Origin of the sequence: Alsobacter ponti (assembly GCF_024294805.1) — a bacterium.
Classification (GTDB): domain Bacteria; phylum Pseudomonadota; class Alphaproteobacteria; order Rhizobiales; family Beijerinckiaceae; genus Alsobacter; species Alsobacter ponti.
In genome coordinates this window covers 1-7811 of record NZ_JANCLU010000041.1, presented here as the reverse complement: position 1 = coordinate 7811, position 7811 = coordinate 1, and the positions used below count along the sequence as shown (strand labels likewise).

Annotated in this window: 6 protein-coding genes; 4 read left to right on the top strand and 2 right to left on the bottom strand. The window is 71.3% G+C overall.

The annotated features are described in order from the left end of the window. Positions 1-266: 266 nt before the first annotated feature. Entirely contained in the window at positions 267-1613 is a 1347-nt protein-coding gene (locus NK718_RS21740; protein ID WP_371877346.1) for an Nramp family divalent metal transporter, read from the bottom strand. A 125-nt stretch (positions 1614-1738) separates the two neighbouring features. On the opposite strand from NK718_RS21740, the gene NK718_RS21735 reads away from it, so the two are divergent. From NK718_RS21735 to NK718_RS21725, 3 genes are all read left to right on the top strand, one after another. After that, entirely contained in the window at positions 1739-2170 is a 432-nt protein-coding gene (locus NK718_RS21735) for a Fur family transcriptional regulator (protein WP_254746776.1), read from the top strand. Between the two features lie 93 nt (positions 2171-2263). Continuing rightward, positions 2264-3079 carry an ABC transporter substrate-binding protein gene (locus NK718_RS21730; protein ID WP_254746773.1) on the top strand — a complete coding sequence of 272 codons (816 nt, stop codon included), beginning with the start codon at positions 2264-2266 and terminating at the stop codon, positions 3077-3079. A gap of 145 nt (positions 3080-3224) precedes the next feature. Beyond that, on the top strand, positions 3225-5009 hold the full coding sequence (locus tag NK718_RS21725; RefSeq protein WP_254746770.1) for an ATP-dependent metallopeptidase FtsH/Yme1/Tma family protein: 1785 nt from the start codon (positions 3225-3227) through the stop codon (positions 5007-5009). Positions 5010-5629: 620 nt separating this feature from the next. On the opposite strand, the gene NK718_RS21720 is transcribed toward NK718_RS21725, so the two are convergent. Further along, complete coding sequence (locus NK718_RS21720) at positions 5630-6085, bottom strand: cupin domain-containing protein (protein WP_254746767.1); 456 nt, start codon at positions 6083-6085, stop codon at positions 5630-5632. 183 nt (positions 6086-6268) lie between these two features. Here NK718_RS21720 and chrA point away from each other — a divergent pair, with 183 nt between their 5' ends. Beyond that, positions 6269-7666, top strand: coding sequence for a chromate efflux transporter (gene chrA, locus NK718_RS21715; RefSeq protein ID WP_371877345.1), 1398 nt, complete (start codon positions 6269-6271; stop codon positions 7664-7666). Positions 7667-7811 lie beyond the last annotated feature (145 nt).

Genomic DNA, 7811 nt, shown 5'->3' with positions numbered 1-7811 from the left:
CACCTGGGGCCCATCGATCTCCCGCCCGCACCCATCCTGCCACAAACCGAAATACACAGGGGCCCAGCGCAATATGTCCGCGCGTAGCGCGCCCTTATCGGTTTCCCCATTCAGCGCCGCTTCGCGGCAGCATCCATGCGCTAGAATCTGGATATGCCTCCGCTAAGGCTCCGGCATTCCGGGGACAGGCGGACGAGGTCCGCCCTTAGGGCTGACGCTGTGGGACGTCGGGCAGCGCCGCCCATAAGGCGCAGAGAGCGCGGCGCTCAGGCCCCGAGCGCGAAGTCGAGCACGAGCTTGACGTTGAGCGCCACGATGATGGCGGCGATGAGCGCGGCGGTGGCGGTGAGCCAGCGGGGCGCGGCCAGCTCGCCCATTTTCGCCTTGCTGGCGGTGATCGCCACGAGCGGGATGATGGCGAAGGGCAGTTGCAGGCTCAGGATCACCTGGCTGAGGATCAGCAGCTTCGCCGTGCCGCTTTCGCCATAGGCCAGCGTCACCGCCGCCGCCGGCACGATGGCGACGAGGCGCGTCACCAGCCGGCGCAGCCAGGGCGGCAGGCGGATGTCGAGAAAGCCTTCCATGACGATCTGCCCGGCCATGGTCGCCGTGACGGTGGAGTTGAGGCCGCAGCAGATCAGCGCCACGGCGAACAGCGTCGGCGCCAGCGCCGAGCCGAGCAGCGGCGACAGCAGCATGTGCGCCTTCTCCAGCTCGACCACCTCGGTGTTGCCGGTGCCGTTGAAGGCAGCGGCCGCCAGAATGAGGATCGACGCGTTGATGGTGAGCGCGAACATCAGCGCCACGGTGGAGTCGATCGTGGCGAAGGTCATGGCCTGGCGCCGCTCGGCCGGCGTCTCGCCGAAGGCGCGCGTCTGCACGATGCCGGAGTGCAGGTAGAGATTGTGCGGCATCACCGTCGCGCCGATGATGCCGAGCGACAGATACAGCATGTCCGGGTTGGTGAGGATGCGGGTGGTCGGCGCGAAGCCGCGGATCACCTCGCCCCACACCGGGTCCGCCATGGCGATCTGCACCAGGAAGCAGACCGCGATGACGCCGAGCAGCGTGATGATGAACGCCTCGATCCAGCGGAAGCCCTTGTTCTGCAGCCACAGGATGAGGAACACGTCCAGCGCCGTCACCAGCACGCCGATCTCGAGCGGGATGCCGAACAGCAGGTTGAGGCCGATCGCCGTGCCGATGACCTCGGCGAGGTCGGTGGCGCAGATGGCGATCTCGGCGAGCAGCCAGAGCGGCCACGCCACCGCGCGGGGATAGGCGTCGCGGCAGGCCTGCGCGAGGTCGCGCCCCGTCGCCACCGCCATGCGCGCGCACAGATGCTGCAGCACGATGGCCATGATGTTGGACAGCAGCGCGATGAAGAGCAGCGCGTAGCCGAAGCGCGCGCCGCCGGCGAGCGACGTCGCCCAGTTGCCCGGGTCCATGTAGCCGACGGCGACGAGGTAGCCGGGGCCGAGGAAGGCGGCGAGCCTGCGCCAGACAGAGCCGTGGCGGGCGACGGCGACGCTGCGGTGGACGTCGGCGAGCGACGGCTCGCCGCGCTCGCGCCGCCAGTTCGTCAAGGTCGTTTCCGAAGCCGCATTCTCCACGTCGCGTCCTTCGCCGGTTCGCGCCTGCCGCCCAGGATGCGAACGATGCGGTAGTTGCGACTTATTTGCAAGTGGCAACGCAGGCCGCCTTCATCTTAAATATGGGCTGCGATACGGAGTGGGTCGTGAACGTCATCGAAGCCAAATGCCGGGGCAGGGGCATTCGCCTCACCGGCCAGCGCCGCCTGATCGCGCAGGTGCTGTCGGAAGCGACGGACCATCCCGACGCCGCCGAGCTGCACCGGCGCGTCGTCCAGCGCGACGCCGGCATCTCGCTGGCCACCGTCTACCGCACCGTCAAGCGCTTCGAGGCTGAGGGGATCCTGGAGAAGCACGGCTTCCACGACGGCCCGGCGCGCTACGAGCCCACGTCGAAGGCGCACCACGACCACCTGATCGACGCCGACACCGGGCTGGTGATCGAGTTCAAGAACGAGGCGGTCGAGGAGTTGCAGCGCGAGATCGCCCGCCAGCTCGGCTTCGACCTCGTCGGCCACCGCCTCGTGCTCTACGGCCGCCGCCTCAAGGGCAAGGGGCGGGGCAAGAGCAAGGGATGAACCCCGCAGCCCCGAGGCGACGCAATTCGGAAACGGGGTGTTAACGCACGCCAGGGTTTAATCCGACAAGGATCAACCCCGCGAGGTTGTGGCATGCTGTCGCGTCGCACGCTGCTCATCGGCACCGCCTCGCTGGCCGCGACGGCGGCGCGGGCGAGCCGTCACGTGCTGCCGGTGGCGGCGACCACCTCGATCGCGGATTCCGGCCTCGGCCGCTGGCTCGCCGAGCGCTACGAGGCGCTGACGGGCGTCGAGCTGGTGATCCTCTCCAACCCCAGCGAACAGGCGGCGCTGTCGGCCGCCGACGGCCGCGCCCCGGTCGCCATCGTCAACCACCCCGGCGTCGCGGCCAACCTCGTCGCGTCCGGCGTGGCCACGAACGCGCAGCCCTTCATGTCCAACGGCCTCGTCATCGCCGGCCCGCGCGACGACCCGGCGCGCATCGCCGGCATGAGCGACGCCGCCGAGGCGCTGCGCACCGTGGCGCGCGTCAAGGCGCGCTTCGTGTCGCGCGCCGACGGCTCCGGCACCTACGCGGCGGAGCTGCGGCTGTGGAGCGCGGCGCGCATGTCGCCGCCGATCAACCGCGCCGGCTACATCCAGGCCAACATGGGCATGCGCCGCACCATCGACCTCGCCGTCGCGGAGGCCGCCTACGTGCTCACCGACCGCGCCACCTGGCTGGCGCAGGAGCGGCACGGCGACCTCACGGTGCTCGTCGAGGGCCTGCCCGAGCTGGACAACAAGTATTTCCTGCTGCGCATCCCCGCCGCGGCGGAGGAGCCCCGGCGCGCCGCGCTGGCGGAACGGTTCGAGGCCTGGCTGCTCTCCGACGCGGGCCAGCGCGACATCGCGGCGTTCCGCGTCGGCGGCGTCGCGCCGTTCGTCCCGCTGGCGCTGCGCAATTAAGCGATTGCGTTAAGCGCAGCTTGTGGTTGCGTAATCAGCCGGACTGGCGGTCCGGCTCATCACGTGATGTTGTGCATTGCATCATGCGTTGACGGCTTGTTAAAGGGCGTCAACCGATTCGTGGACATCAGACCTGGACAGGCCGTTGGCTCGCTTCTTCTCCCGGTTGCCCGCTCGTCTTCAACGCCGCGGCGCCATTGCCTTCATCGTTCTCGCGCTGGCCGTGGCCGGCGGCCTGTTCGGCCTCGTGATGCTGCACGATGCGCCGGAGGACGTGTCCTATTCCGTCTTCTCCCAGCAGCTCGCCGCCGGGCAGGTGGCGAAGGTGACGGTGGGCGAGGGCGGCCTGACGGTGGTGCGCGCCACCGGCGACAGGCAGTTCGTGCGCCTGCCCTCGGGCCTGCTCGACGCGGCCTATCTCGACAAGCTCGCCGCCTCGGGCGTCGACGTGCAGGTCGGCCGGCAGGAGGGCGAGTTCGCCGGCGTCGTCGGCGCGGTCGCGCCGCTGCTGCTGCTGGCCCTGATCGGCCTGACGCTGGCCTTCCAGTTCGACGTGCGCGGCCGGCTCGCCTGGCCGCCGGTCGCCAAGGCTGTGCCGACGCGCTTCCGCGACGTCGCCGGGCAGGAGGAGACGAAGGCCGAGCTCGCCGAGATCGTCACTTTCCTGAAGGAGCCCGAGTCATTCGCGCGGGTGGGCGCGCGGCCCCCGCGCGGCGTGTTGATGGTCGGCCCGCCCGGCACCGGCAAGACGCTGATCGCCCGCGCGCTCGCCGGCGAGGCGGGCGTCGCCTTCATGGCGGTCGCCGGCAGCGAGTTCTCGGCCGCCTTCGTCGGCGTGTCGAAGAACCGCGTGGCGCGCCTGTTCAAGGAGGCGCGCAAGCGCGCCCCGTGCATCCTGTTCATCGACGAGATCGACTCGCTCGGCAAAAAGCGCGGGGCCGGCGGCTCGGCCGCCGACCGCGAGTACGACACCACGCTCAACCAGCTGCTCGTCGAGATGGACGGCTTCCAGGGCTCGGACGGCGTCATCGTGGTCGGCGCGACCAACCGCACCGACGTGCTCGACCCCGCGCTGCTGCGCCCCGGCCGCTTCGACAGGCACGTCCATGTCGGCCTGCCCGACGTCGGCGGCCGCGAGGCGATCCTGCGCGTCCATGCCGCCAGGGTGAAGCTCGGCCCGGACGTCGACCTGCGCACCGTCGCCAAGGGCACGCCCGGCTTCTCGGGCGCGGAGCTCGCCAACCTCGTCAACGAGGCGGCCGTCCACGCCGCGCGCGTTGGCGCGGACGCCGCCACGATGGAGCATTTCGAGCAGGCCCGCACCAAGCTGCTGATCGGGCTCGAACGCCGCAGCCTCGTGCTGGACGACGACGAGCGCCGCCTGGTCGCCGTCCACGAGGCCGGCCACGCGCTGTGCGCGACGCTGCTGGCGGCCGCCGACCGCGTCCACTCCGCCACCATCGTGCCGCATGGCGGCGCGCTGGGCATGGTGATGCGCCTGCCGGAGAAGGACCGGCTGTGCGTGCCGCTCGACAAGCTGCGCGCCGACCTCGTGGTCGCCATGGGCGGCCGCGCCGCCGAGGAGGCCGTGTTCGGCAAGGACAAGGTGACGACCGGGGCCGCCGCCGACATCTCCTTCGCCTCGGACCTCGCGGTCCGCATGGTGTCGGAGTGGGGCATGAGCCCGCGCCTCGGCATGATCAAGATCGAGAAGGGCGACCGCGACCTGCCGCTCGAGGCGCAGGACGAGGTCCGCAACATCGTCGACGACGCCTATCGCGCCGCCCGCGCCATGATGGACGAGCGCCGCGTGGCGCTGGACCGCCTCGCCGAGGAGCTGCTGCGCCGCGAAACGCTGAACGGCGACGAGGTGCGCCAGCTCGTGGCCGAATCCGCCGCCCCCGCCGACGCCTCGCTCCGCGCCGCCTGAGCCGTACGGCGGACCTCAGTCCGCCCGTCCCCGGAACCCCGCAGCGTGAGCGGAGGGGTGTCCGGGGTCTAGCGCATGGATGCTGCCGCGAAGCGGCGCTGCATGAGCCTTTTCATATAGCCGCGCTGACGCGCGACATGTTGCGCTGGACCCCGGACATGCCTCCGCCAAGGCTCCGGCATTCCGGGGACGGGCGGGCCGGTGGCCCGCAAAAGGGAAAACGGCGGACGCCAGTCCGCCCCCGTTCCCGGAACCCTAAGGGCGGACCTCAGTCCGCCCTCCCGTTCCCGGAACCCCGCAGCGTCAGCGGAGGGGTGTCCGGGACCCAGCGCATGGATGCTGCCGCGAAGCGGCGCTTCATCAGTCTTTTCCGTAAGGACGCGCTGACGCGCGACATGTTGCGCTGGACCCCGGACCTGCCTCCGCCAAGGCTCCGGCATTCCGGGGACGGGCGGACTGGCGTCCGCCCTTTGGGGGTGCGAGGGGACTGGCGTCCGCGCTTCGCGCTGACGCTGCCGGGCTCCGAGGACGGGCGGACGATGTCCGCCCTTTGGAGTTGCGGGTGGAGCCCGCCGTCTCGGGAACTGTCGCCGGTTTCCTATCTCCCCGCAGGCCCGAATTTACGGCGTCCGCCGATCCTGTTCCGGCGGGCGGGCGGCGTCGAGTTCGGGGGTCAGCACCACGCTCTCCTGCTCGTTGGGGTCGGTGCGCGAGATCACGGCCGTGCAGGGCTCTGTCCGGCTGGGGTTGTAGGGCAGATGCGGCACGCCGGCGGGGATGTAGATGAAATCGCCCGCGCGCGCCTCCATGTGCTCGGCGAGGCCTTCGCCGTACCACATGCCCGACACGCCGCTCAGCACGTAGACCGCCGTCTCGTGCGCCTCGTGGAAGTGCGCCCTGGCGCGGCCGCCCGGCGGTATGACGACGAGCTGCATGTGCAGGCCTTGCGAGCCCACCGTCTCGGCGGAGATCGCCGCCGCGTAGGTCAGGCCCTGCTTGCCGGTGAAAGGCTGCCCGGCGCGCACCACGCGGCACTCGGGACGGGACAAGGCGTCGGCGACGGTTTCGGCGGTCATGCGCAACTCCCTCGCGCCCGTTGTCGCCGCCGAGTGTCGTGCAGGCCCGGCGAGGCCGCAAGCGCGGGCTCGGCCATGGGCGGCGTCGCTTGACAGCGCCGGGTCCCATCTGTGAACTCGGCGGCCCATGCCATATCCCGCCTTGCCCGGTCCCCCGCCTGCCTCGCCTCGTCGGCGGGAGAGATGAGCATGGAACCCGGCGCGCCAGCTCCCGGCGCGGACGCCGCCGCGCCGCCTTTTCCCAGCTTCCGGGAGGCGCTCGCCGTGTGGGCCCGCGTCGCGGCGCTGTCGTTCGGCGGCCCGGCGGGCCAGATCGCCGTGATGCACCGCATCCTCGTCGACGAGAAGCGCTGGATCTCGGAGCGGCGGTTCCTGCACGCGCTGAACTACTGCATGCTCCTGCCCGGGCCGGAGGCGCAGCAGCTCGCCACCTATGTCGGCTGGCTGCTGCACGGCGCGAAAGGCGGGCTGGCCGCCGGGCTGCTGTTCATCCTGCCCGGCGTCGTGGCGATCATGGCGCTGAGCATGATCTACGCGGCGTTCGGCCACGTGTCCGCGGTGGCGGCGCTGTTCTTTGGGCTCAAGGCGGCGGTGCTCGCCATCGTGCTCCAGGCGCTGGCGCGGGTCGCGTCGCGCGCCCTGACCAACCGCCTGATGGTCGCGCTGGCGGCGCTGTCCTTCGTGGCGATCTTCTTCTTCCGCGCCCCGTTCCCGCTCATCGTGGCGGGGGCGGGCGTGCTCGGCTTCGCCGCCGCGCGGGCGGGCCTCGCCGGCCCGTCGGCCGGCCACGCGGCCGGCGCGTCGGCCCGGCCGGAGGGCGGCTACGTGCTCGACGACGAGCGGGGGGAGGGGCGCGGCGACCCCGCCAGGGCGCGGTGGGTGGCCCTGCTATTCGCGGTGCTGTGGGCGGCGCCGGTCGCCGCGCTGGTCCTCGCGCTCGGACCCGACGACGTCTTCAGCCGCATCGCGCTGTTCTTCTCCAAGATGGCGGTGGTGACGTTCGGCGGAGCCTACGCGGCGCTGGCCTACGTGGCGCAGCAGGCGGTGGAGAACTATGGCTGGCTCGCCGCCGGCGAGATGCTGGACGGGCTCGGCATGGCCGAGACGACGCCCGGCCCGCTCATCATGGTGCTGCAGTTCGTGGGCTTCATGGCCGCCTGGCGCGACCCCGGCGGGCTGCCGCCTTGGGTGGCCGGCGTGGCCGGCGGGCTCATCGCCACCTGGGTCACGTTCACGCCGTGCTTCCTGTGGATCTTCCTCGGCGCGCCCTACATCGAGGTGCTGCGCGGCAACCGCGCGCTGGCCGGCGCGCTCTCGGCCATCACCGCCGCGGTCGTCGGCGTCATCCTCAATCTCGGGCTGTGGTTCGCCATCCACGTCGTGTTCAGGCAGACCCGGCCGGTGGAGGGCCTCGGCGCGTCCTTCGACGCACCGGTGCTCTCCAGCGTCGACCCGTGGGCGCTGGCGCTGTCGGCGGCGGCGCTATGGGCCACGTTCCGCCTGCGGCTCGGCATGCTGACGGTGCTGGCCCTCTGCTCCGCCGCCGGCCTCGCCCTCCACCTCGCCGGGCTGGTGGGGTAGAACCGGCCGTTTCCCTTAGGGCGGACGAACGTCCGCCCGTTCCCGGAGCCCCGCAGCGTAGCGGAGGGGGATCCGGCAACTGTATTTTTCGGTCAAGCGGATCGGTAGTCCTTCTGGTCTCGGAGCATGGCGTTGAGGGTGATGA

Bases quoted from the DNA above. Each gene is read 5' to 3' on its own strand.
- NK718_RS21730 (WP_254746773.1), top strand. From the start codon at position 2,264: ATGCTGTCGCGTCGCACGCTGCTCATCGGCACCGCCTCGCTGGCCGCG.
- NK718_RS21720 (WP_254746767.1), bottom strand. From the start codon at position 6,085: ATGACCGCCGAAACCGTCGCCGACGCCTTGTCCCGTCCCGAGTGCCGC.
- chrA (WP_371877345.1), top strand. From the start codon at position 6,269: ATGAGCATGGAACCCGGCGCGCCAGCTCCCGGCGCGGACGCCGCCGCG.